A 25,043-nucleotide genomic window follows, 5' to 3' on the forward strand; every position below is an offset into this window, starting at 1 on the left:
CTTCTAACCCCTTTTTTATAATTATAGTAGCAGTTAGGGCTAATCCGAACTAGCTTGCATAGCCATCTGAGACCAAAGATTTCTTTATTATCATCGATGAATCGATATACCACTAATCGATTTCCTTCGCAAAGAATGCCGCTGCTTTTTTTAGGAAAGATATTTCCTTATCTTTCTCATTAAGTAATTGATTAAGTCTTCTGATTTCTTTTGCTTCATTGGATTCAGTGGTACTGTGAGTGGTATAAAGGCATTCTTCTTGGTATTTGTTAACCCATTGACTAATAGTACTTTTAGCAATGTTATATTCTGCTGAAAGCTGAATGTAAGATTTGTCGCCGGTCATATAGGCTCTAACGACTTCTTTTTTAAAGTCTTCACTGTAACGTACTGACATTTTTATGTCCTCCTTGGATAATAAATATTATATATTATTCGAACAGAGTGTTACAAATTAATTATATCAGTACATGCGCGGTTCCGGCAGTGACTTTTTCTCTTTCTTGTCCATAGTAACCTCCATGTATTTGCCTTGTCATTTTGACTAAGGGAGTGGAGAATGGCAGTAGCAATCAGTTTTGGCCGGGTGTCCTCTTGCTAAGAATTTGCTAATAGGACCACCCAACGGACACATAAAACTGCGTCAGAATAGGTGTTTTGCACCATAAAGTTCGTTTACTACAAGTCATTCTGCGTAAGGGATGATATTGGAAGTTACATCCGAACCGTGTATCACATGGTAAGCCATACTCCTAAGCGGTAGGTCGGAGGTTCAAATCCTCTCGTGGACGCCAGAGATTTCGCCACAAATCCTTATTTTAAAAGGGTTTGTGGCTTTTTTGTTTAAAGATTGCTCCAAATTTAAACATAAAGCTTTCAGAATATAGCTCTCCTCTTGGTAAGTATCACACCAAAAGGTGCGTACTTTATTTTTGAATATAAATAATTATAATTAAAAGTATAGAAGAAATCAAACTGGAGAGAATTCAACAAATGGATATTTTTACGCCACTACAAATAAAACATGTACTATTCAAAAACCGTATTGTTATGGCTCCAATGGTACGTTTTGGTTTTCCAACTAAAGACGGAGAAATGCAGGACAAGTTGATTCTGGAGTATACAAAGCGTGCAGATAAGGAAATTGGACTGCTAATCAGTCAGGTTATTTCCGTTTCGCCAACAGATAACCTTTCAAAAGATGTTACTACTTCCGGATATGCCGGAGCTTATTCCGAACAACATATCCCATATTTAAGGAAGATAGCTGAAAGTTGTCATAAAAACGGAAGTCGCTTTTTTGCACAACTCGGATTAGCCGGATATGCGTATGGCGACATTCATTCAAAGGATATAAACAAGTTAACAACAAATGAACTTGCTTTCATATGTAATCAATTTATAAATGCTGCAAGGATATGCAAAAAAGCCGGTTTAGATGGAATTGAATTACATGGAGCTCATACTTTCTTTCTTAACATGGTTTCATCGTCCTATTCTAATCGGAGAAAAGACAGATATGGCGGTGATTTAACCGACAGACTGACTCTGGTAAAAGAAATAATAGATGGTATAAAAGAATTTTCAGCAAATAACTTTCTTATTTCCTATCGTATGGGCTGGTGTGATAGTTTTAGTGAAGATATAGAAACAGCAATAGCCTTAGAACAGATTGGTATTGATATTCTTCATGTTTCACATGGTATACCTGCAAACAGAAAAATAAACACACCGCCGGATTACCAATACAGTGATATAGTTTATACCGGCTGCTACTTAAAAAAATATGTTAGTATCCCTGTTATAACAGTAGGGGAAATCAAAAATCTTGAAAGAGGAAATGCCTTAATCATACAGAGAGCTTGCGATTTTGTAGCTTATGGTCGTCCATTTTTAGCAGATGAATCATTTGTAACACATTCAATTGGAAATATGAGTTATAAATCATGTTTTGAATGTCATAAATGTAAGTGGTTTACAAATGGCGAGAACTGTCCGGCACAATTACTTGCGCTTTCTCCAATATCGGAAAATATCCTTTTGAAAAAATCGCACAAGAAACTTTAAACTTTTATGGAGATAAATCAGATTTAATACCGTTAAACAATAACGAAGCCGTTTTTGCATAACAAATTTAGGAGGGTGTGAAATACAACACAACAACAACTGATTATTTAAAATATAGCAGCCCTTGATATAACCGTTCTCCATTTATATAATTTAATATATATATCTCAGCATATCCTCCCCATGAAGAAACCTTAACATAACTTAATTCAGGACTGGTTTTATTAATATAAAGTTCAGTAACTGTTACCCAATGCAGTTTAAAAGATTGTGATGTATATCCGTCTGAATCGGAAGTTTTCCAAGGGATATTAACAAGTTTATTATTAATACCTATAAGCATTGCCACCGGAGAATTGCTCTTTAATCCACATTTAATATAATCAGTCGTATTTTCATAATTAAATTCCGAATCCCTGTAAACCGGTTTTAGGTCTACGCCTCTGTCTTTAGCAAATTTTTCAACTTTACTTCCCAAGTATCTTATAGGCCATACTCCTAACGGTCTGCTGCCAATATGGTGCGGTGTTACATAATTGTACATCTCTTTCATATGTTTTATATAATTTTCTTTTGAAAAATCAGAATAGGCATATAAACCTTTATACTTACTGCATCCGGATAAATACGCAGTAATATTGGAAGCTGCAACTGTACCGCAGCCTCCGTTTTGCCCTATATTATCCCTTTTGTCCTCAAACGCTTTTTTAAACCATGCCTGATCTCCTCCATAGTACCTCTTATTTGAGTCTATAATTTCAATAAAATCTCCTGCTTTATCCAGCTTATAAGTCAATATGTCTTTTTTCATTTATCAAATCTTTTATCTTAGAATAATAGTATAATTAACCAAAATAATGTAAATGGTAAAACCACTTTTAACTCATACAAATCTAATTTAGTATTAATTTGAATTAAATTGTCATGCCTTTTAAGGAATTTTTACTTTTTCACATAAAAACTGCACCGTCAATCTTTATCTGTAAATTTTGCTTTATCTGCTTTGATATTTTCGGCAGAGTCAGTACGAATAAATATGTTATCCATTATCAGTTCTTATTTAATAAGACCCTAATCCTCATTAATCCACTCTAAGTCTCTGGAGCGAATAGCCCATATAACAGCCAGTGCCGATACACTTATCATAAGCAAAAAGCTGAGTAATATATACTTTAGATCGGGAAAGCGTTTTATTCCATAAAACAGCTGTCCTATTTGGGAGATATCAAGCCATAGCACCGGAGCGTAATTAGAAAATATTCCTTTAGGAATAAGATACATATTGTATACCGCTACTGACCATACTATAACAACAGAAGCTGCAACAACAGCAATATTTCTTTTAAATATTAAACTTACAGCAAACATAAAAATACCGAAAAATGATATAAGCAAAGTACTCAGTCCGAAAGCTAAAAGCATTGCTTCCATAGGTTCTAGTCTTACAAGCACCCCATAAGGAACATAAATATCAATCGAATATAGTCCTGATACATTTGTAAGCGAAAGCGTATGTATTATTTTTCCCCATTCTCCGGTTAATTCAATATTAGGAATACAGAGAACTACAGGAACTATGCACATATATAAACAAAACATAAATGCCGTTTCAAATATGCTTAAAATCTGTGCTAAAGCCCATTTTAACCTGCCCATTCTAACCAACGAATACATCTCGCTGTACTGCAGGAAAGGAACATCCGAAAACAGGTACACACAGCAAAAACCTATAATCATTCTAAATTTTATATTTATTGCCATAATAGGATATATATAGGGGGATATAGGATAATTTTTTGCCTCTATAAAAGTTCTAATAGAGGATATACTTACCCAAGCAAATCCGGCATATATAAGACATAAACTTCTAAATCTTGAACTTAAAAATTTATGCTTCGTTAATTCAAAACTATAAAGTAATATTTTCAGTTTATCCATTGGCAACCATCCTCTTAAATCTTATATATATAAATACAGTAAGAAACATTGCTAAAATAAGAGCTACCAAATTCGACCATAAAAGTGTCAGCCACTCATTATTCCATACATTATGGTCAGGTGAAAAAATACAGTATATCTCTAAATATAGAGGTTTTTCTGGAAGCTTTCTGGATAAATCTACAATCAGATACCATACAATGGCAGGAGCTGCATATACTATCAGCTTATTTTTTACAAACAGAGAGATTAAAGTAGAAAGCAGTGCTAACACTCCATATAAGGTTCCTATCTTATATGCTGTAACAGCAACATAAAGAACAAGTTGATTATTTTTTATCATATCTGAAATATCCAATAACAAATCGCCATAATACTCAAGTATACCCCATTCATATCTAAGTCCTAAGAGAAAGGTAAAAATAAGACTTCCGATAAACATAGTAAGAACTGCCGAAAAGAATATAACAACCGCTTTTGACAGTATCATTATGCTAAGTTTATGTCTCGCAAGCTCTTGTCTATAATAATTATTTTCCAAATCCTCACATAAGCTTGAAGCATAAGGCAAACTACAAAACATAATTGCAATTAAAAATGTTATTGTCTGGAAGCTGTCCACAAAAACATGTATTACTCTTATTTCCGCTTTATAGTCCAAAAGAGAAAGTATAAAAACTCCGATAATACCTAAAATGCCAAAAATAAATCTATATCCCTTAAAGCACCTTATAAAGTTATTTCTAATTCCCCTTATTAATGCAGTAATCATAATATAATTTCCTTAGCAGTCTGTGCATCTATAATCATCTGAAAGTTATATGTGTTTTCTCCAATCTGACTCATAGTAACCACCCAGGCAGGACGTACCGTATACTTTGTTTCACTTTCTTTAATACATATATAATGTAATTCAAGTTTATTAACTGAATATTTTGCTTCATTCAAAATATCATTATACTTCTTTGCTATACAAGCTGATATCTTATCCATATCTGCAAGAACAACTTCTTCATTCTTATCGGAAAAGTCGAATATTCTGTCTATATTTAAGAATTCTATACCTGAACTTGAATATAAAAGCTGTATGGGAGCATTGTACTCATTGATATTCTCATCCGCATCAGAGTATTTATATCCTACAGGGACACCGTTTACACTCTGTCTTATACATAGATAATAGCAATTATCCTTACTGCTCCAATTCGATTTATAGGCAGATTTATCCAATCCACCATCCATATCAAGTACTTCTTCATTCTCTTTCATAGTTTCATAGTCTAAAGAATACATATTTATAAAATAGTCACTTCCCAGTCTCGCTCCTAAACTGTCAAGCTCTTTAAGTATAAGCTCCTTAGCCTCATCCCTGCTTGCAAAATCAAAGTCTGTATCCTTCATATATAATTCCGCATTTCTATTATCTTCAGATAATGAAAAAGTATGATTTACATACATATATAAATTTTTATAAAAAAATATTCTGGTAGGAGAAACCGATAGGTATTCCTCTTTTGTTCCACTATAAGAATCCTCATCCTCGTAGTTTATTGTTTCTGCCACTTCGATACCATTCAGAAGATTCTCTTTAATTTTTTCCTTATCAAATTTCCTTACTGTTACCTTATAAGATTTAACCTTCATATTTTCAGAAGAGTGTGCAAGCACATCAGCATCGAATTTGACACGCTCAATCTCCATATTAATTTTTTCAGGGAAGTTTCCTCCTACTTGAGCTGTTGATGATGAATCCGTACTTTCATTGTTAACGGCACTTGACTCTTGAAGAGTTTTTTTACTACATGAAGAAGATGTACAGGCTGTCATTATTATCATAAGCATAGGTATAATATATTTCAGTTTTATTTTCATGGACAATCCTCTTTTTGAATGTTTAATCTTATTCTTATTCATAATCAAAACCTCTCTTTCAAATACTATTTACTCCTTATATTTTTAAGTTTACCTGAATCTATTTCATAGACATAATCACAGAGAATATCAATATCTTCCCGATTATGACTTGCAAGAAGTATAGTTTTACCTTCACTCTTAAGTCTTATAAAAAGATTTCTCATATCTTCAACTCCCTGTTTATCAAGTCCATTCATAGGCTCATCTAAAATCAGTATATCCTGCTCCTCCATAATTGCCTGTGCTATGGCTAATCTCTGTTTCATACCCATAGAATACCTGCTTACTTTCTTTTTGGAAAGCGGATCAAGTCCTACAATCCTCATAACTTCCTCTAAATGCTTTCTATTTCTTTTATTTTTAATTTCATAGAGATAGGTCAGGTTATCCATACCGCTTAATTCAGATATATAAGCAGGTGCTTCTATTATTACACCCAGGTTAAAATCACTAATATCTGAATTGGACTTACCATTAATTGTAATAACTCCACTATCCGGCTTTAGAAAACCACATATGCTTTTAAACAAAACTGTTTTACCTGAACCGTTATATCCGACAATACCATATATAAACCCTTTCTCACAGTTTAAATTTATATTATCCAAAACTTTATGTTGTCCAAAGCTCTTAGAAGCATTTTGAATTGAAATAGTATTAGTATTCATATCCTGAAATCTCCTTAATTCTTAAAAAGACAATTTTAGTAGATTTTGAGCATATCATATTCTTAAATAAAGTTCAATATTTAAATATATTGAGATGTATTAAGATATATTGAAGCATATTGAGATTTGTATCAATCAATACACTTCACCCCATCGACATCCAATCTTATAAACGATATAATAAATGTAATTAGCGGTAATTAAAATATTGGAGGTACTACATAATGAATGCAAAACGTGGCTATGTGCCTGAAGATGACCGAAACTTTTCACCTGAAGCTTTAAAGACCCTGCAAACAGCTTCACGCCACATACTATATCTGATTAATGAGGGATATGACATAAAACAGGCTTCCACATTTGTAGGAAACCATTTTTTGATCTCTGAACGCCAGCGCCTTGCAATAGTAAGAAGCCTTGCCACAGATACTCAGCTACAAAACCGACAGAAAAAACAACTCTCAATAAAGGATATTTCCGGAACTAAAGTATGGATTGACGGTTTCAACACTATTATTACCCTTGAGATTTTTTTAAGCGATTCGATACTGCTTACAGGTATGGACGGAACAATCCGTGATTTAGCTTCACTTCGTGGAACCTACAGAATGATCCCGGAAACATACAGGGCAATTCAAATGATGTTTGATGTTTTACAAAATGCAAATGTAATTGCAGTCAATATCCTTTTGGATGAGCCTGTTTCCAACTCCGGACGACTGAAATCCCTGATTGCGGATATAGCGGAGAAATATCCCTTTGCACTTTATATACAGCTCCTTAAAGATGTAGATCGTAAATTATATAATAAAGACAATGTTATTACATCTGATTCCGTCATTCTGGATCACTGCAACAGCTGGATTAATCTTACAGCAGAGTGCTTAAGACTAAAAGGCAAATCAAGTCTTAAAGTATGGTAGGAAAGTACTGTGATAGGAACGTAAATGTTAGAAGATAAAAAACAAATTAAGATTTTTAAGGGTTTAAAATTTTTTAGTTATTTTAATTACATTGAATAACCGTAATACAGGGCTGATAGTCAGTATTAATAGTATTAATACTATTAATACTATTAATACTATTAATTCTATATAAAAACAAATCAAAAATACTTTTTCCTCTAAAACAATTTAATTTTATTCGATATGTTTCATAGTTTTATTTTTATGTTGACAATATATTTACTCTGATGTATTATAATATAAATTTTATTATATTCAGTTTTTATTTATATCAGGCAAAGCACCAAAACAGCTCCGTTTTATATTACCAAAAACTGTAAAATATAAAAATTACAAATATTTTTACAAGGATTGCAAGAAGCGAAAGTCTAACAATCCTGTATCAATAGGTGTCAAATACTTTTGACACTCACATCATATTATTAATTTATTAAGAAACAGAGGTTTATTGTTTTAATGGAAATATCAACACCATATCATTCTTTAAAAAAGTTATCCACAAAAAAACTTGTATTTATATCACTGATGAGTGGGCTAATGTGCATACTTGCACCTGTATCAATACATATACCTTTAACACCGGTACCTGTATCGCTTGGGCTTTTTGCAGTATTTATCTGTTCATATATTCTTGAACCGGTTTCCGCCTTTTTATGTATACTTATATATATAATACTCGGATGTATAGGGTTACCTGTATTCTCAGGATTCATCGGAGGATTAAATAAAATTGCAGGACCTACAGGCGGATTTATTTTTGGATTTTTATTCACAGCTTTTATCAGTTCATTTTTTATACATAGATTTAAAGATAATTATTTTATACATTTTTTAGCCATGTTTTTTTCACTTATACCATGCTATATACTCGGAGCCTTTTGGTTTTCACTACAGCAAAATGTATCTTTTGAAAATGCAGTAAAGGTCTGTATAGCTCCATTTTTTATAATGGATTTTTTAAAGATTTTAGCTGCCGTATTTTTAGGCAATATATTTATAAACCGCTTAAAAAAAGCAGGAATAACTGTATAATACAGTTATTCCCGCTTTTTAGCATTAAACCCTTTCTTTATATCCAAGTGCCTGTTCAAGTGCTTCTTTTTCTTCTTTTCCTAAAAGTACCTCAGTCTGTCCCCTATCAACTATTTTAACATATACATAACAACCCTCTCTTGAATGTACTGAATTTATAATCAATCCCGAATTGGTATAGTCAAGTAAGGCACATGCAAAGCTTAAATCTCCACCCATTTTTTCAAAAGCATTATATCTTACGATACCTAATTTCTGATAAGAAGCCCTTTGATTCTTATTTAAAATCCTTATAGCTTCTTTATTTTCCCTATCCTCCTGCCTTAGATTCCTAAGATCTGATGCAAGACCTCTTATTATATCCTCCAGATTTTCAGCATCTCTTCCTCTCATAAAATAATCATATGATTGAAAAAGCTTTTTGCATCTTATATAAAAAATCAACAGCCCTATAATTATTAAAATATCAAAGCCAATCAGTATGTATATTATTATGCTGTTATCAATCTGCATATTTAAATCAAAATCCTTCCTCTATTACTTTTATAAATCATTATATCTCTCAAGCCATGTAATAAAAATGAAATACCTGATATAAATACCGGAATTATAAACTTGATGGAATACCTGATACTGCAGCTGTGCTATATTCCAGTCTTTTATTTTTTAATCTGCTGCCATTATATGTATATATTCATAATAAAAACTATAATATATAACTTTATATAAATATCAGCCTCTTATACTGTTTATAAGTTCTATAATTCTTTCAAGCTCTGCTTGAGAATAATACTCTATCTCTATCCTTCCCTTATTTTTATCTTTCCTGTTGATTCTTACCTTTGCACTAAATTTACTCCTTATTTTTTCTTCATAGTCCTTATAAAATAGCGAATAATCTCTTGTTTCCTTGCTTTCATCATCTGTTTTTTCCTGCCGTTTTTTTGCTGTTTGAAGAAGTTTTACAAGTTGTTCCACTTTTCTTACATTTAAATCTTTTTTTATTACCTCCTGTGCGGCTTGTTTTTGTAAATCTTTATCTTCAATAGACAATAATGCTCTCGCCTGACCCTGGTTTAATTTTTTCTCCGCTACAAGCTGCTGTATACTCTCATCAAGTTTTAAAAGTCTAAGTGAATTGGTTATTGCCGCCCTGCTTTTTGAAACTCTTTCCGCTATTTCTTCATGTTTTAAACCATATTCCTCCAGTAAGCTGTTATATGCCCTGGCTTCCTCTAAAGGATTTAAATCAGCTCTTTGTATGTTTTCTATAATTGATATTTCTATAGATTCCCGCTTTGAATATTCTCTTATAACCGCAGGAATTTCCGTAAGACCTGCTTTTTGAGCTGCTCTCCATCTTCTTTCTCCTGCTATTATCTCATATCTTTCTCCATTTTTCTTTACTATTATAGGCTGTAAAACTCCGTATTGCTTTATTGACTGTGTAAGCTCATCAAGTTCTTCTTTTCTAAATTCTTTGCGGGGCTGGTTCATATTCGGTTCTATTAAAGAAACTTTAATCATAATATCACCCTTAATACCTTCATCAGCTTTATTCATACCATCCGCTGTATTGCTGACTGAGATTTTATCATCTTCTTCAGTATTTAAAATATTGCTTTCTCCAAATACTGCATTTAACCCCTTCCCTAAACCTCGCTTTTTTGATGTCATTATATACCATTTCCTCCATGCGTATTATTTATAACTTCCTCTGCAAGCATTCTATATTTTTGGGCACCGCTTGATTTCGGTGCATATTCAATTATAGGCATACCATAGCTTGGAGCTTCTGCAAGCCTTATATTTCTCGGAATAACCGTATTATATATATTCTCATTTAATGATTCTTTTACATTTTCTATTACCTGACTGCTTAAATTATTCCTCGGATCATACATGGTAAATAAAATTCCTTCAATTGTCAGTATCCTATTAAGTCTTCTTTTTACAATTTCCAATGTTTTTAACATTTGGCTTAATCCCTCAAGTGCATAATATTCGCACTGTATTGGTATAAGTACCGTATAGGCGGCGGTTAAAGCATTTATAGTCAATAAACTTAAGGAAGGCGGACAGTCAATTATGACAAAATCATATTTATCTATATTTTCCTTTATTGAATCTTTTAAAACATATTCTCTTTTTTGCATATCAAGCAGTTCTATCTCCGCTCCTGACAGATTAACATTTGAAGGTATCAAAAAGAGACCTTCTATCCTTGTTTTACATATAGTTTCATTAAAATCCGAACCATTTATGATTAGGTCGTATACCGTATTTTCAAGCTTGTTTTTTTCAATTCCAAACCCACTTGTCATATTCCCCTGTGGGTCAAAATCAACTGCAAGGACTTTTTTGTTTTTTTCTGCCAATGCTGCGGCAAGATTTATAGCTGTTGTTGTCTTTCCTACACCACCTTTTTGGTTTGCAATGGCTATTATTCTTTCCATTATTTTCTCCCCAGATATTATACCACTAAGTATACCATAATTTTTATGTTTTTTCATTTAATTTTATTATTGTAATTATAATCTAAAATCATTCCTGCTTTATACCTTATACTATGTTATTTCCACAGTTCTTTATTCCGGTATTCCTCATAATATATATTGTTTTTATGCTCTTTAAATAGACATCAACTTATCATTTGAATATATCACTGTATTTATAGATAAATACTATATTATACTTAAAATAAATATTTGTATCCATTTTTGTTTTTATTTAAAGAGACATTCATGATTTCACAAATCTTATCTGATTAAAATAGCATCGAAGTAAAACAAAACCTATAAACAATGTTTCACGTGAAACATTGTTTATAGGTTTTTGGAACTTAGTCTATCTGTACTGCAAAAATAGGATTTAATTATACTCAAATTTATTGTGCTTATGCTTATAAAATATAGATATTTGATGTTTTTATAAAATATTAATTTTAATTATCACATTATTATTTTATCTGTATTATTATATATACATTTTTTATGTTATCAACATTTCCACACGGTTATCAACATTTTATAATATAAATTATATCCTTTAATAAATATTTTTTAATACCTGTTATACCCATTAATCGGGCTATAATATATATTATAAATATTATATATACTTATTTTTTATGTATTAACCGATATTTCATTTCTTTTTACTTTATATAAAGTAATACATATACTTAAACCTGTATCGTTTACAATGGTGTTTTAGAGGCAATTCCTGCTTTTCTGGGGTATTTTTGAGGTGTTTGTCTTACTTTTTTTATTTTTACAAGACTTCTTCCTGCTTCTTCATAAGGAAGTGTAAAATTATCTGTTAATTCAATTTTGCCCCCAAGTATTTCAAGTGCCGTCTTTGAATTTTTAATTTCCTGTAAACATTTGTCGGACTTATATGCAATAAATGTTGAATTTATGTGGATAAATGGCAGACAGTATTCAGATAATGTGGATAAATTGGCAACCGCTCTTGAAACTACAAGTTCAAATCCATCCCTGAACCCTGATTTAAAGGCATAATCTTCCGCTCTGCCATGATATGCACTTATATTTTTTAATTTAAGCTCTTCTTTTACATCATTTATAAACTTAATTCTCTTATTAAGGCTATCAAGTGCATATATATTACACTCCTTAAATGCAAGTGCAATAGGGATTGACGGAAACCCGGCTCCTGTACCAATGTCAATTATACTGATCTTTTTATCTTTTAAAGACGGCAAGATTCTGACTATGGATAAACTATCTATAAAATGCTTAAACACACATTCCTTTAATCCCGTTATTGCAGTAAGATTCATATATTTATTTACTTCAATAAGTTTTAAGTAAAAACTGTAAAATTTATTAATTTCATCATCATTTAAATGAAGCTCTAAAAAATCAAGACCTTCATCCATATATAGTCTGAATTGCTTAAATTCTTCTGCTGAACCAGGCATTATAGCCGCCTCCTGTTTAATGTTTCAAGATAAACTAAAAGTACGCTTATATCTGCAGGTGATACTCCTGAAATTCTTGAAGCCTGTCCTATACTTAAAGGCATTACCCTTGACAGTTTCTGCACAGCCTCTATACGCAGGCTCTTTACATTCTTATAATCTATATCTCCAGGTATCTTTTTACTTTCCATTTTTTTAAACAGCTTAACCTGTGCACTCTGTCTTTTAATATATCCCTCGTATTTTATATTTATATTTACCTGCTCACCTATTTCATTATCTAATTCCGGTCTGTTTTCATCTATTTCATTAATTAAAAAATAATTAAGTTCAGGTCTCCTTATAAGATCTGCGAGTGTTACTCCATTTCCAAGCTTTGATGAAAGATTTTTTTCAAGAAAATCCTGTACTTCTTTTTTGGCACCTATATATGTGTTTTCAATTCTTTCAATCTCTTTATTTATCAATTCTTCTTTTTTAATTAATTTTTCGTATCTTTCTTTTGTAATGGTACCTATCGCATACCCTAACTTTGTAAGCCTCAAATCTGCATTATCCTGTCTTAAAAGCAACCTGTACTCTGAACGAGATGTCATCATTCTATATGGCTCGGTACTCTCCTTTGTAACAAGATCGTCAATCAATACACCTATATATGCCTGCGAACGATCAAGTACAAACTCATCTTTTTTCATTATCTTAAGTGCCGCATTTACACCTGCCATAAATCCCTGTACTGCCGCTTCCTCATATCCTGAACTCCCGTTTATCTGCCCTGCAGCATACAAATTTTCTATATTTTTAAATTCAAGCGTAGGGCAAAGCTGTCTCGCATCTATACTGTCATATTCTATCGCATAAGCATTTCTTACCATCTCTGCATTTTCAAGACCTTGTATAGTTTTTATCATATCATGCTGTACATCTTCAGGAAGTGAAGATGACAGTCCGGCAAGATACATTTCATTTGTATCAATTCCTTCAGGCTCTACAAATATCTGGTGTCTTTTTTTATCCTTAAACTTCATAACCTTATCCTCTATTGAAGGGCAGTATCTGGGTCCGGTTCCTTCTATAATACCCGAATAAAGCGGTGAGCGATCAATATTTGCTCTTATTATATTATGCGTGGTTTCTGAAGTATATGTTAAAAAGCAGCTTACCTGAGGTTTTTGAATTTTATTTTTATCGGTTTCAAATGAAAATGGAATTATAGGAATATCACCCTTTTGTTCTTCCATTTTTGAAAAATCTATACTTCTTCTATCAATTCTTGCAGGAGTTCCCGTTTTAAATCTATACATATCTATACCACATTTTTTAAGTGATGGTGTCAGGGATTTTGAAGATTTTAATCCATTAGGTCCTGTCTCCTCACTTACTTCACCATATACACATCTTGCACCTAAATATGTGCCTGCAGCAAGTATTGTACATTTTGAATTATAATGTGTACCCGATACACTAATTACTCCGGTACATATTTTTTTGCCTGAAATTTTATCTTCCTTAATTATAATTTCCTTTATCTCTGCTTGTTTTATATGCAGATTTTCAGTATTTTCAAGAGTTTTTCTCATCTCAAGTGAATACTTTCTTTTATCTGCCTGTACTCTTAATGAGTGTACTGCAGGTCCTTTTGAAACATTAAGCATTCTTGACTGTATAAAGGTCTTATCTATATTTTTTGCCATCTCACCGCCAAGTGCATCAAGTTCTCTTACCAGATGCCCCTTTGAAGTTCCGCCTATATTCGGATTGCATGGCATAAGTGCTATTGAATCAATACTTATCGTAAATAGAACTGTTTTAAGACCAAGTCTTGCACATGCAAGTGCCGCTTCACAGCCTGCATGGCCTGCTCCGACTATTACTACATCATATTCTTTTATTAACAATATATTTTCCTCTACCTTTTATTAATTATTTTCCCATACAAAATTTTGAAAATATTTCATCTATAAGATCTTCTGATACTCTTTCACCTATTATACTACCCAGATTTTCATATGCCTCCATAAGATCTATTGAAAAAAAATCTTCAGGAACATTATTCTCCATTCCCTGCAAAACTGATTTTATGGAATTTTGTGCATTTAAAAGAGCCTCTTTATGTCTTATATTTGTTATAAATATATGGTCATTAAAATCAATCTCTATACTAATATTTTTTTTCTCATCAGATGTTTTTTTATAAAACTTTTTCTTTATCACTTCCTCAAGTTCTTCAAGCCCGCAGGCTTCTCTTGCTGAAAACATAACTACATCCATATTGGTGATTTTTTTAATATCTTCCTTTGAAGTTACATTCTTTTTATCTGATTTATTTAATAGTATTAATGACTTTATATCTGAATTCTCAATATCTTTTATAATTTGAGTGTCTTCTTCATTTATTTCTTCCGAACTGTCAATTACACATATTATCAGATCCGCTTCTTTTGCAGCATCCCTTGCTTTTTCCATACCTATATTTTCAAGCGGATCATCGCTTTTTCTTATACCTGCGGTATCGGTTATTTTTAAATTAATACCTGCCATCCTTATATGTTCGCTTATCATATCCCTTGTAGTTCCGGGTATATCACTTACAATGGCACTTTCTCTTCCTGAAAGCAGATTAAGTACAGAAGATTTCCCTACGTTAGGTCTTCCTAGTATAACTGTTTTTATACCTTCTTTTATAATCTTTCCATTTTCACTGCTTTCTAAAAGCTTTTGTATATCATTACTTATCTGAAGTATTTTTTCATATAGACGATTTCTATTTTCACTTTCTTCAAAATCATAATGTTCAGGATCATCAGCCGCTGCATCTATAAAGGCAGCCTCCTCAAGTATTTTTTTTCTTATACTTATTATTTTGTCCTTCAATTTTCCATTAAGCTGTGCCAACGCCGATTTTAATGCATATGAATTTTGAGCTTCTATTATATCAATAACCGATTCGGCACCGGACAAATCAATCCTGCCGTTTAAAAATGCTCTTTTTGTAAATTCTCCGGGCTGAGCCGTATTTGCACCTGCTTTTATAAGTTGCAGGAGTATACTCTGCATTACTATACTCCCACCATGACAGTTTATTTCTACACAATCTTCTCCGGTATAAGTTCTAGGTGATTTCATGACGCTTACCATCACCTCATCTATGATTTCTCCGTTTTCAAGATCTGTTATATGCCCGTAATTAATTGTATGACTTTTAACTTCCGACAGACTTTTTTTTCCTCTATATATTTTATCAGCTATAAAAATCGCCTCATCTCCGCTCACTCTTATTATTCCGATACCTCCTTCTCCAACAGGAGTTGCCGCCGCCGCTATAGTATCATTTATTTTCAAATTTATATCTCCTATTTACATTACAATTGAATTATTTTTTTTATATAATCGAAATACCCCGCTGCAAGCAACGGGGCATCTAAATTCTTCTTACGCCCCAGATACCGGGGTATTTCACTCTTATAGCAGTCGCCATATATGCAGGCAATCTCACTATATGGATCACTACAAAAATAAAATATAAAATATCTTATAATAATATATTTATATTATATACCGAAAAAAATTTTAAAATCATATAATTCATAAAATTTTTTTACTCATCAGTTTCAGATCTAAAATCAGATCCTTCATTATCTTTATCAGATCTGTCATTTTTATTTATTTTATCATTTTTATGCAAATATCCTCTGGCATTATTGCGACTGAAATCCTTTTTTGAATTTCCTTTACTGTGATGACCCCTTTTAGAATTACCTTTATAAGCTATAGTTATATATCTATTCGGATCCTCACCCTCACTTAATGTCGATATGGTATGATAATTTTGTAAAGCACTGTGTATAATCCTTCTCTCATAAGGATTCATAGGTTCAAGTGAAAAAGGTTTTTTCGTCTTTTTAACTTTAGCAGCTATATTTCTTGCAAGACCTTCAAGTCTCTCTTTTCTCCTTTGCCTGTAATTCTGTGTATCAAGTTTTACTCTTATATAGGATTCAGTGTCTCTATTAACTACAAGGCTTAAAAGATATTGGAATGAATCGAGGGTTTTTCCTCTTTTTCCAATAAGTATACCAAGATCATCATCACTTTTAATTAATATAAAAATCTCATTGTCATTAAAATCAAACTCAAATACAGTCTCAGCAGTAATACCCATACTTGCAAGAAGCTTTTTCAGAAAATCTTCACCTTTTAAAATTATTTTATCCGCTTCTTCTTTACTGTAAACCTTTTTCACCCATTTTTTAGATTCAAATTCGTCATATACATCATCAAGCTTACCATCTGAACTTTCTGAAATATCTGAATTATCATTATTTTGTTTTTCGGATTTATGGTTAAGTTCTTCTTTTTTTCTTTCAAAATTTATAACATTATTGTCATTCTCTATTGTAGAAGATGCTTTATTATAGCTTTCTTCATGTTTTTTATTGTTTTCTAAAGAAGCCTGCTTTTTTTCAGATAAACTTATATTATCTTCTAAAACTGAAATTTCTTTTTTTAATAATTCACTTTTATTTTTACGTGTTTTATCTTTTAACAAATCACTTAATGTTTTTTCTTTATCATCCCTGTCCTTTAAACTTGCTTCTATAACCCAGGGTTTTCCTCCTATTATACCTAAAAACCCATTTGTTCCTTCTTCAATTATATCAACTTTTACATTTTCACTGCTGGTTTGAAGTTCTAAAAGAGCCTTTGTAACAGCCTCATCATAATTCTTTGCAGATACTCTAATCTTATCCAATTTAAGCCTCCTTAATACCTTTATTCACCATCTTTAACATCTTCATCCTCTATGGAAGCCGCCGTTTTATTTTTTTTACCGTTCTTTTTCTGACTGATTTTTTCATTATAAGCAGCAACCATATTTGCTTTTGAAGCTATAGATCCCGGTTTTGCATTCTTTTTATAATACTCTGTTGAACTTGCAATTATTTCCTGTTTTCTTTTTTCCTCCTCCTCATCTTTTTTAACGGTTGTATCGGTGTTAATTGCCTTTGATATAGCTTTTTTATTTATAGTTTCAGGCGGAAGTCCTTTTTTTGCTCTCTTTTCATTTTTCTTTTTAAGATTTTCTTCAATTAATACCTGAACATCTATCTTATCAAGATGTTTATTTATAAAATACTGCTGTACTATACGGCTTAATGCTGATATTATCCAATATATACCGACACCTGCCGGAAGTATAAAACAAAAATATACTGACATAAGCGGCATCACATTTGTCATAGTTTTCATCTGCTGTGCCATAGAATTTTCATCAGATGCAGACTGCTGTGCACTCGTACCGGTACTCATAAGCTTTGCTGAAAGCCATTGTGTAACTCCGGCAAGCACAGGTATAATCCATGCCAAACTGGGCGTCCAACCCTGAAACGGGCTTGTAGCAAGATTAATACCTAAAAACTCATTCATCTTTTCAATTACAGGCACATTATTCATAAGCTGTTGTGATAATTCTGAAGCAGAAGAAAATGCATTTTTTATATCTGCCCAGTCAACAGGTGTAAATTTATATAAAAGATCTATTACCCTGTTCATATTGGTATAATCTATCTTATCAACCGGAAGCTTATGTTTTACAGCATAGCTGCTTAAAGTATCTATATATCCCGACTGCTTCATCATCAAAGAAGCTATCTGTTCAAAATATACTTTTACACTGGGTACATATGCAGGTATCCTTAATATTACCTGATAGAGTGCAAGCAATATAGGCATCTGTATAAGCATTTGTGCACAGCCTCCAACCATACTTGTGCCATATTTATCATAAACCGCCTGAGTTTCTTTTTGCAGTTTTATGGCGGTTTCGCTGTCATTTTTTCCTTTATATTTTTTTTGTATAGCCTGTATTTCAGGCTGCATTACAGCCATAAGCTTTGACGATCTTTGCTGTTTTATAGTCAACGGAAGCATTAACAGGTTTATAATTATTGTAAATATAATAATACACAAACCTATATTTGTTATTCCCAGAGCAGCTGTAACTCTGAAAATTATATCCATTATCATTCCAAGTACATCAGACACCCAACCTATTACAGGTGTATTTATCTTAGTTAATATAATCAGCTCCAAATTCTTTCCTCCAGAAAATAAACTCATTTTTATAAATTAACAGTAATTCTATATTAAATACTGCTTTATATTAAAGGATCGTATCCTCCCTTTGAAAACGGATTGCATCTGAGTATCCTCCAAAAAGCTAAGATACCTCCTTTTAAAATTCCATATTTTTCTATTGCAAGTATTGCATATTCCGAACATGTAGGAGTATATATACAGTGAGTTCTCCATTTTAATCGTGATAAATATTTTCTATAAAAATTTATTAAATATATAATGATTTTTTTCGTATACAAATTAATATTTTTTATAACTCTCATATTCAAAACTCCTTTAGCAGCTTTGTTCGATCTTATTTATTTCTCAACCGGAATCTGCTGTAAAGATGCATAAACGAATCCCTGAGTTTATTATATTCAAGTACAGCTGCATCTTTTCTTACTATTATAACTATATCATAATACATATTCAATTGATTATTTTTATACTCGTTTTCTATATACTTTTTATATCCTGAAATATCAAGTTTAAAGATTTCTCTTAACTGCCTTGTAATCTTATGCCTTATAACGCTGTTTCCAACTTTTTTTGATATTGAGATACCAAGCCTGTTTTCAGAGTATGTATTTTTCAGTATATACATAACAAGAAACTTATTTCCGTAGGATATACCATTATCATATACCCTTTTAAAATCACTTCCTGACTTTAATGAAGGAAATTTTCTCATAAGCCCGAACTTATACCTGTCCTTTCTGCCATATAAAATCCTATGTAAGAAAAATAGGGACAGTCATCAGACTATCCCTGCGTAATCTTCGACAGATAAAAAATCTATGCCGATATCCTTGCTCTCCCTTTAGCCCTTCTTGCAGAAAGTACCTTTCTACCGCCAGGTGTACTCATTCTAGCCCTAAAACCGTGTACTCTTGCCCTCTTTCTTTTCTTTGGCTGAAAAGTCATTTTCATGGTTAAACACCCCTTTCTGTCTACTATTAATGATATTATTATGTGTCCGTATTTTGGAGGACATTCGCAACCATTATATAGAAACGATATACTTTAGTCAAGCATATATTAACTGCTACATTGAATTTTTATACTTTATAAGTGCATTTGATACGGCAAATGTAATCAGCGAAGATACAACAGCTTCAAGAATCCCCTGTGTTCCTATAATACCAACTATGTACATAGGCAAATGCTCTACCGGCAGAGGATTTTTCATAGAACCTGAATACTCATTTCTAAAAAGCAGGTAAATAAACAGCATTACAAAAATTGTATTTACCATAGAACCTAAAGCTCCTGCCGCTGCGAGTCCGGTTTTTTCATGATTTGAATTTTTAAAAGCCTTATATACATAATATGCCACAATACCTATAAGAATTCTGGGAACAAAACATACTATAATACTTTTATATCCTCCATGAAATCCTCCTACACTTATAAAAGGTGAAAAACAAAAAGACGTTGCATTAGGCATAAAAGTATTTTTCCACATACTTGCAAGCCCAAAAAAAAGACCGAGACAAGCACCATAATAAGGTCCAAGCATTACAGCACCTATTATAACTGTAATATGCACAATAGTAGCATTCATCACTCCCACAGGTATAAATCCTAGAAAAGGCACAACTGTCTGTATAGCTATAATTGCGGCAAATACTGACATAAGTACCATATTTTGGGTGTTTTTACTTTTCTTGTGTTTTTCCATTCCTTCTCCATTTTTCCTTGAATTTTTCAATAAAAACATGCTTTGATGCTGATATATAATTTTTATCGGCTACATTATAGCAGACCGACCTTTTTTATACAACTTTTCATTAAGTATATTTTATAATAATCGTATGGTATAAACCGGATACATTATATGAATACCGGATTGTACATAATAAAGATATATATAATAAAGCTGCGATACAATATGTCAAATGTCTGTTATCAGATATTCCGGTACAGACTTACAAACTGCCGGGCTGTTTTTCTCCTCTACTAATATAATTTATAATTTTAACTTGTCAACATCTTTATTAACATTTTTTACATTTTTTTATATTATTAACTTTATTAACATTTATCAACATTTGTTCATAATGTGTTGATAACTATATTTTTTTCTGTTGATTACATCTTTAAAATCTATTCCAAGTCTTTATTTTTCTATGTTTTCAGTCTTTATACTTTTTATCAATATTATGTTTATTATTTTTTAATAACATATTCTCAACTTATATTATCAACATATATTTACTTTATTAACTTAAATTCACTTTAAATCCACATATTTATCCACATATTTGTTGACAGCTTTTTTTATTTTATTGATATGCTCATTTTTTTTTGTTATAATTATCTAATCAAAAGTAAGCGCCATATAAAGAAGGGAAGTTTACATATTTATGAATGAAAAGCTGGAGACTATAAAGTCCAGATGGGAAGATATTATTAAATTTTTAAAAGAGGAGCATGAACTTACCAACGTTTCCTACAATACATGGATAGTTCCTTTAAAACCATATAGCCTGATAAAAAATGACGATGGCAACTATGTACTTCATCTGGTTGCAAGAGAAGAAAAAACCCCTTTTATCAATTTTGTTCAGGGGAAGTATTCTCTTTTTCTTTCAGTAGCTGTTGAAGAGATAACCGGTATAAAATGTGAAATTATTATAGATACTGAAGAAAGTATACCAAAGCCGCATGAACATAATAAGCTTATAAACAGTAAGGCATATATAAACAGTTCAAAACTTGCAACGGCAAACCTGAATGAAAAATATAAGTTTAATACCTTTGTAGTAGGCAAAAATAATAATATAGCTCATGCCGCATCACTTGCAGTCGCAGAATCACCGGGTGAAATATACAATCCGCTTTTTATATATGGAGGTGTAGGACTTGGAAAAACCCATCTTATGCACTCAGTCGCACATTTTATTCTTGAAGAGAAAAACTCTGATGCCAGAGTTCTATATGTAACAAGCGAAACCTTTACAAATGAACTTATAGAATCTATAAGGAATGTTAATAACTCTACTGCTGATTTTAGAAATAAATATAGAAATATAGATGTTTTACTTATAGATGACATACAATTTATAATAGGCAAAGAAAGTACTCAGGAAGAGTTTTTCCATACCTTTAATGCACTTACAGGTGCAAAAAAACAGGTTATAATATCGTCTGACCGTCCTCCAAAAGATTTTGTAACACTTGAAGAAAGGCTTAAATCAAGATTTGAATCGGGACTTTCAGTTGATATACAGCCTCCTGACTATGAAACAAGAATGGCAATTCTACATAAAAAAGAAGAACTTGAAAATATATCAATTGATGATGCTGTAGTACAGTATATAGCTGCCAATGTTAAAAGCAATATAAGAGAACTTGAGGGTGCTTTAAACCGTATGGTTGCAATGGGAAGACTTGGAAAGATAGATGTAACTCTTGAACTTGCACAGGAAACCCTTAAAGATATAATAAACCCAAATGTGCCTGTGCTTATCACTCCCGAACATATAGCAAAAGTAGTTGCGGAACACTACCATATAAGTCTTGAGGATATTAAATCCAAAAAGAAAACTTATGATATAGCATACCCCAGACAGATTGCAATGTACCTTTGCAGAAAAATGACAAGTGTACAGCTCAAATCAATAGGTCAGATGCTTGGAGGAAGAGATCACAGTACTGTAATACACGGATATGAAAAAATTAAAAATGATCTTAAATACAACCCCGATCTTTCGGCTACAATTAATATCATTACAAAAAAATTGAATCCACAATAGTATATGTTAATCAACATGTATATAACATAAAAAATATATTTATAAACATACTTATCATCTTGAAAAACCTATATGAAAAGCCTGTTTTAATATGTTATATACATACTAACACCACCTACTGCTATTAATACTGAATTATTATATATCTATATATAGATGAAAGGCTAAAATTAAATTTTATGAAATTAAATTTTGAGAGGGAAAAACTTTTAAATGCATTATCAGTTGTATCAAAAGCTATCCCCGGAAGAACTACAAATGATATTCTTGAATGTGCATTATTTAACATTACTGATGAGGGTATAATTATAAGTGCAAATAATAATGAGCTTGGCATAGAAACTAAAATTGACGGTATTTCACATGGTTTTGGAAAAGCCGCAATTGACCTTAAGCTTATGCTTGATATTGTAAGAAAACTTGACTTTCCTGACGGCAGGATAAATATTAAAATAGATGATGAAAACTTTATAACCACAATATCTTCAGGGAAATCGGTATTTAAAATACAGGCAAGAAATGGAGAGGAGTTTAATTATCTGCCTGATATCAACATAAATAACAGCGTTTCCATATCGCAGTTTGCATTAAAAGAAGTGATAAAACAAACAGTCTTTGCCGCAAATGTTAATGATACAAACAAAATGACCGGAGGTGAGCTTATTGAGCTTGATGAAAATATGCTTAAATTTGTGGCACTTGACGGTTACAGAGTATCTATTAGGCATATAATGCTTAATGAGGGATTTAAAAATGATAAATGTGTAATTCCTGCAAAAAATCTTATAGAGATAGGCAGGATTATAGAAGGCGACTCAGAAAAGAAAATAACGATATATTTTTCAGATAATCATGTAATGTTTAAATATGATACTACTTCAGTAATATCAAGGATTATGACAGGTGAATATTTTGACTTAAAATATATGCTTAGCTCTGATTATGAAACCAAGGTAAGGCTTTCAAGACTTTCTTTGTTAAATTCAATAGACAGAGCACTTGTATTTATAAGAGAAAATAATAATAAGCCGCTTATTTTTGAAATAAGTGATGAAACGCTTAAACTTAGGATGGAATCTATATATGGAAGTATGAATGATGAAATAGAATGTGATAAGTCCGGAAATAATATTATGATAGCATTTAATCCCAAGTATTTTATAGATGCTCTAAAAGCTGTGGATGATGAGTTTGTCGATATATATATGACAAACTCAAGATCTCCATGTTTTATAAGGGATGCAAACGGAATGTATATTTACCTTATACTTCCGGTAAATTTTGTAGCATAATATAGGAAAAATATGATTTAATTATCATAAGAGGTTTTTAAATGAATGAGATAAAGATAAAAGATGATTTTATAAAGCTTGAACAAGCAATGAAACTTTCAGGGGCATGCTCAAGCGGTTCAGAAGCAAAATATGCAATACAGGGCGGACAGGTCAGGTTAAACGGAGAGATTGAACTGCGCAGAGGTAAAAAATTAAGAGACGGAGATGTCTTTAATTTTGAGGGTTATGATTATAAAATCATTGGAGCTTAAAAATTACAGAAATTATAAATACCTTGAGCTTGGTTTTGATAAAAATATCAATATTTTATACGGGGATAATGCACAGGGAAAAACAAATATACTCGAAGCCGTATATATGGCTGCCTCTGCCAGATCGCACCGTGCAAGCAAAGACAGGGATATTATAAAATTCGGTGAAGATGAGGCACATATAAAACTGTTTTTTCAAAAAAAGGGAAGTCCTTTTAAGATAGATATGCATATTAAAAAAAATAAGGCAAAAGGAATAGCGGTTAATTTGGTTCCAATAAAAAGAGCCAGTGAACTTTTTGGAATGGTAAAAATAGTATTTTTTTCACCTGAAGATTTAAATCTTATAAAAAAAGGACCTTCTGAAAGGCGCAGATTTATCGATTTTGAGCTTTGTCAGCTTGATAAATTGTATATAAAAGCACTTATAAGCTACAATAAAGCACTTATACAGAGAAATAAGCTGCTTAAGGATTACAGTAAAAAAAGTGAATTTTATGATATGCTTGATGTATGGGATATTCAGCTTGTAAACTTTGGAAGTATTATAATTAATCTGAGAGAAAAATTTTTATCCGATTTAAATTGTATAATGCCGGATATACATTACAGACTTACCGGGAAGAAGGAAGTTATAAGTCTTCATTATGATAAAAATACTTCTGTAGATAATTTTGAAAATATGTTAAAAAAAAGCAGGGAAACTGATGTAAGACTTAAAATGACAAATGTAGGTCCTCACAGGGATGATATAAGTTTTTTAATAGATAGCAAGTCTGAAAACGGGAGTCTTATTGATTTAAAAATTTACGGCTCTCAGGGACAGCAAAGAACAGCGGCACTTTCGCTTAAACTTGCTGAAATATCTCTTGTAAATAAATTAAGCGGAGATTATCCTATACTCCTGCTTGATGATGTTCTTTCAGAGCTTGATATAAATCGTCAAAGGCAGCTTATGTCATATATAGATAATATACAGACTATAATAACATGTACAGGCTTGGAAGATATTATAAAACAGAGTTTTGATATAAACAGAGTTATAAATATAAAAGACGGCAATGCGTATGCAGAGAATATAAAATAAAA

25 protein-coding genes are annotated in these 25,043 nt (G+C 31.7%); 7 read left to right on the forward strand and 18 right to left on the reverse strand.

Features of this window, described 5'->3' with window-relative positions; all coding sequences use genetic code 11:
• Positions 1-112: 112 nt before the first annotated feature.
• Positions 113-397 (reverse strand): transposase, encoded by a 285-nt coding sequence (locus HMPREF9333_RS10355; protein WP_005539206.1) that lies wholly within the window; start codon positions 395-397, stop codon positions 113-115.
• Positions 398-993: 596 nt separating this feature from the next.
• Between HMPREF9333_RS10355 and HMPREF9333_RS10360 the strand changes: the two genes are divergently transcribed.
• On the forward strand, positions 994-2,067 hold the full coding sequence (locus HMPREF9333_RS10360; RefSeq protein WP_005541867.1) for an NADH:flavin oxidoreductase: 1,074 nt from the start codon (positions 994-996) through the stop codon (positions 2,065-2,067).
• 103 nt (positions 2,068-2,170) lie between these two features.
• Here HMPREF9333_RS10360 and HMPREF9333_RS10365 read toward each other — a convergent pair whose 3' ends face one another.
• From HMPREF9333_RS10365 to HMPREF9333_RS10385, 5 genes are all read right to left on the reverse strand, one after another.
• Positions 2,171-2,878 carry a hypothetical protein gene (locus tag HMPREF9333_RS10365; protein WP_005541869.1) on the reverse strand — a complete coding sequence of 236 codons (708 nt, stop codon included), beginning with the start codon at positions 2,876-2,878 and terminating at the stop codon, positions 2,171-2,173.
• Positions 2,879-3,138: 260 nt separating this feature from the next.
• Positions 3,139-4,005, reverse strand: a complete 867-nt coding sequence (locus tag HMPREF9333_RS10370; protein ID WP_005541871.1) for a hypothetical protein — start codon at positions 4,003-4,005, stop codon at positions 3,139-3,141.
• Entirely contained in the window at positions 3,998-4,777 is a 780-nt protein-coding gene (locus HMPREF9333_RS10375; RefSeq protein WP_005541873.1) for a hypothetical protein, read from the reverse strand. Before HMPREF9333_RS10375 ends, HMPREF9333_RS10370 begins: the two co-directional genes overlap by 8 nt.
• A complete protein-coding gene (locus HMPREF9333_RS10380) occupies positions 4,774-5,919 on the reverse strand; it encodes a hypothetical protein (RefSeq protein WP_040882934.1) in 1,146 nt (381 codons plus the stop codon). The genes HMPREF9333_RS10375 and HMPREF9333_RS10380 overlap by 4 nt, the downstream gene beginning before the upstream one ends.
• Before the next feature lie 23 nt (positions 5,920-5,942).
• Positions 5,943-6,587 (reverse strand): ABC transporter ATP-binding protein, encoded by a 645-nt coding sequence (locus tag HMPREF9333_RS10385; protein ID WP_005541877.1) that lies wholly within the window; start codon positions 6,585-6,587, stop codon positions 5,943-5,945.
• 224 nt (positions 6,588-6,811) lie between these two features.
• Here HMPREF9333_RS10385 and HMPREF9333_RS10390 point away from each other — a divergent pair, with 224 nt between their 5' ends.
• Both HMPREF9333_RS10390 and HMPREF9333_RS10395 read left to right on the forward strand, forming a co-directional pair.
• Positions 6,812-7,510 (forward strand): DUF434 domain-containing protein, encoded by a 699-nt coding sequence (locus tag HMPREF9333_RS10390; protein WP_005541880.1) that lies wholly within the window; start codon positions 6,812-6,814, stop codon positions 7,508-7,510.
• A gap of 498 nt (positions 7,511-8,008) precedes the next feature.
• Positions 8,009-8,584: a biotin transporter BioY gene (locus HMPREF9333_RS10395; protein WP_005541881.1), complete on the forward strand. Its 576-nt coding sequence runs from the start codon at positions 8,009-8,011 to the stop codon at positions 8,582-8,584.
• A gap of 24 nt (positions 8,585-8,608) precedes the next feature.
• On the opposite strand, the gene HMPREF9333_RS10400 is transcribed toward HMPREF9333_RS10395, so the two are convergent.
• The 12 genes from HMPREF9333_RS10400 to HMPREF9333_RS10455 all read right to left on the reverse strand — a co-directional run bounded on the left by HMPREF9333_RS10400 (position 8,609) and on the right by HMPREF9333_RS10455 (position 20,331).
• Positions 8,609-9,091, reverse strand: a complete 483-nt coding sequence (locus HMPREF9333_RS10400) for a DUF4446 family protein (protein WP_040882956.1) — start codon at positions 9,089-9,091, stop codon at positions 8,609-8,611.
• A gap of 225 nt (positions 9,092-9,316) precedes the next feature.
• A complete protein-coding gene (locus HMPREF9333_RS10405; protein WP_005541886.1) occupies positions 9,317-10,261 on the reverse strand; it encodes a ParB/RepB/Spo0J family partition protein in 945 nt (314 codons plus the stop codon).
• On the reverse strand, positions 10,261-11,040 hold the full coding sequence (locus tag HMPREF9333_RS10410; protein ID WP_005541887.1) for a ParA family protein: 780 nt from the start codon (positions 11,038-11,040) through the stop codon (positions 10,261-10,263). Before HMPREF9333_RS10410 ends, HMPREF9333_RS10405 begins: the two co-directional genes overlap by 1 nt.
• Before the next feature lie 743 nt (positions 11,041-11,783).
• A complete protein-coding gene (gene rsmG, locus HMPREF9333_RS10415) occupies positions 11,784-12,530 on the reverse strand; it encodes a 16S rRNA (guanine(527)-N(7))-methyltransferase RsmG (protein WP_005541888.1) in 747 nt (248 codons plus the stop codon).
• Positions 12,530-14,431, reverse strand: a complete 1,902-nt coding sequence (mnmG, locus tag HMPREF9333_RS10420) for a tRNA uridine-5-carboxymethylaminomethyl(34) synthesis enzyme MnmG (RefSeq protein ID WP_040882937.1) — start codon at positions 14,429-14,431, stop codon at positions 12,530-12,532. The genes rsmG and mnmG overlap by 1 nt, the downstream gene beginning before the upstream one ends.
• 22 nt (positions 14,432-14,453) lie before the next feature.
• Entirely contained in the window at positions 14,454-15,872 is a 1,419-nt protein-coding gene (gene mnmE / locus HMPREF9333_RS10425) for a tRNA uridine-5-carboxymethylaminomethyl(34) synthesis GTPase MnmE (RefSeq protein WP_040882944.1), read from the reverse strand.
• 256 nt (positions 15,873-16,128) lie between these two features.
• Positions 16,129-17,283, reverse strand: coding sequence for an RNA-binding cell elongation regulator Jag/EloR (gene jag / locus HMPREF9333_RS10430; protein WP_005541891.1), 1,155 nt, complete (start codon positions 17,281-17,283; stop codon positions 16,129-16,131).
• Positions 17,284-17,303: 20 nt separating this feature from the next.
• Positions 17,304-18,623 carry a YidC/Oxa1 family membrane protein insertase gene (locus HMPREF9333_RS10435; protein ID WP_005541892.1) on the reverse strand — a complete coding sequence of 440 codons (1,320 nt, stop codon included), beginning with the start codon at positions 18,621-18,623 and terminating at the stop codon, positions 17,304-17,306.
• Between the two features lie 65 nt (positions 18,624-18,688).
• The gene (gene yidD, locus HMPREF9333_RS10440) at positions 18,689-18,931 is read right to left on the reverse strand and encodes a membrane protein insertion efficiency factor YidD (protein WP_005541893.1); all 243 of its coding nucleotides are present in this window, start codon (positions 18,929-18,931) and stop codon (positions 18,689-18,691) included.
• A 32-nt stretch (positions 18,932-18,963) separates the two neighbouring features.
• On the reverse strand, positions 18,964-19,341 hold the full coding sequence (rnpA, locus tag HMPREF9333_RS10445) for a ribonuclease P protein component (protein WP_005541896.1): 378 nt from the start codon (positions 19,339-19,341) through the stop codon (positions 18,964-18,966).
• Between the two features lie 104 nt (positions 19,342-19,445).
• A complete protein-coding gene (gene rpmH / locus HMPREF9333_RS10450) occupies positions 19,446-19,580 on the reverse strand; it encodes a 50S ribosomal protein L34 (RefSeq protein WP_005541898.1) in 135 nt (44 codons plus the stop codon).
• Positions 19,581-19,695: 115 nt separating this feature from the next.
• Positions 19,696-20,331, reverse strand: a complete 636-nt coding sequence (locus HMPREF9333_RS10455; protein WP_005541900.1) for an ECF transporter S component — start codon at positions 20,329-20,331, stop codon at positions 19,696-19,698.
• A 685-nt stretch (positions 20,332-21,016) separates the two neighbouring features.
• Here HMPREF9333_RS10455 and dnaA point away from each other — a divergent pair.
• The 4 genes from dnaA (at position 21,017) to recF (ending at position 25,041) form a co-directional block, all read left to right on the forward strand.
• Complete coding sequence (gene dnaA, locus HMPREF9333_RS10460) at positions 21,017-22,408, forward strand: chromosomal replication initiator protein DnaA (protein ID WP_005541902.1); 1,392 nt, start codon at positions 21,017-21,019, stop codon at positions 22,406-22,408.
• A 179-nt stretch (positions 22,409-22,587) separates the two neighbouring features.
• Positions 22,588-23,700 (forward strand): DNA polymerase III subunit beta, encoded by a 1,113-nt coding sequence (dnaN, locus tag HMPREF9333_RS10465; protein ID WP_005541903.1) that lies wholly within the window; start codon positions 22,588-22,590, stop codon positions 23,698-23,700.
• Between the two features lie 41 nt (positions 23,701-23,741).
• Positions 23,742-23,954, forward strand: a complete 213-nt coding sequence (locus tag HMPREF9333_RS10470) for an RNA-binding S4 domain-containing protein (RefSeq protein WP_005541904.1) — start codon at positions 23,742-23,744, stop codon at positions 23,952-23,954.
• Entirely contained in the window at positions 23,929-25,041 is a 1,113-nt protein-coding gene (recF, locus tag HMPREF9333_RS10475; RefSeq protein WP_005541906.1) for a DNA replication/repair protein RecF, read from the forward strand. The genes HMPREF9333_RS10470 and recF overlap by 26 nt, the downstream gene beginning before the upstream one ends.
• Positions 25,042-25,043 lie beyond the last annotated feature (2 nt).

It is taken from the genome of Johnsonella ignava ATCC 51276, from assembly GCF_000235445.1.
Classification (GTDB): Bacteria; Bacillota; Clostridia; order Lachnospirales; family Lachnospiraceae; genus Johnsonella; species Johnsonella ignava.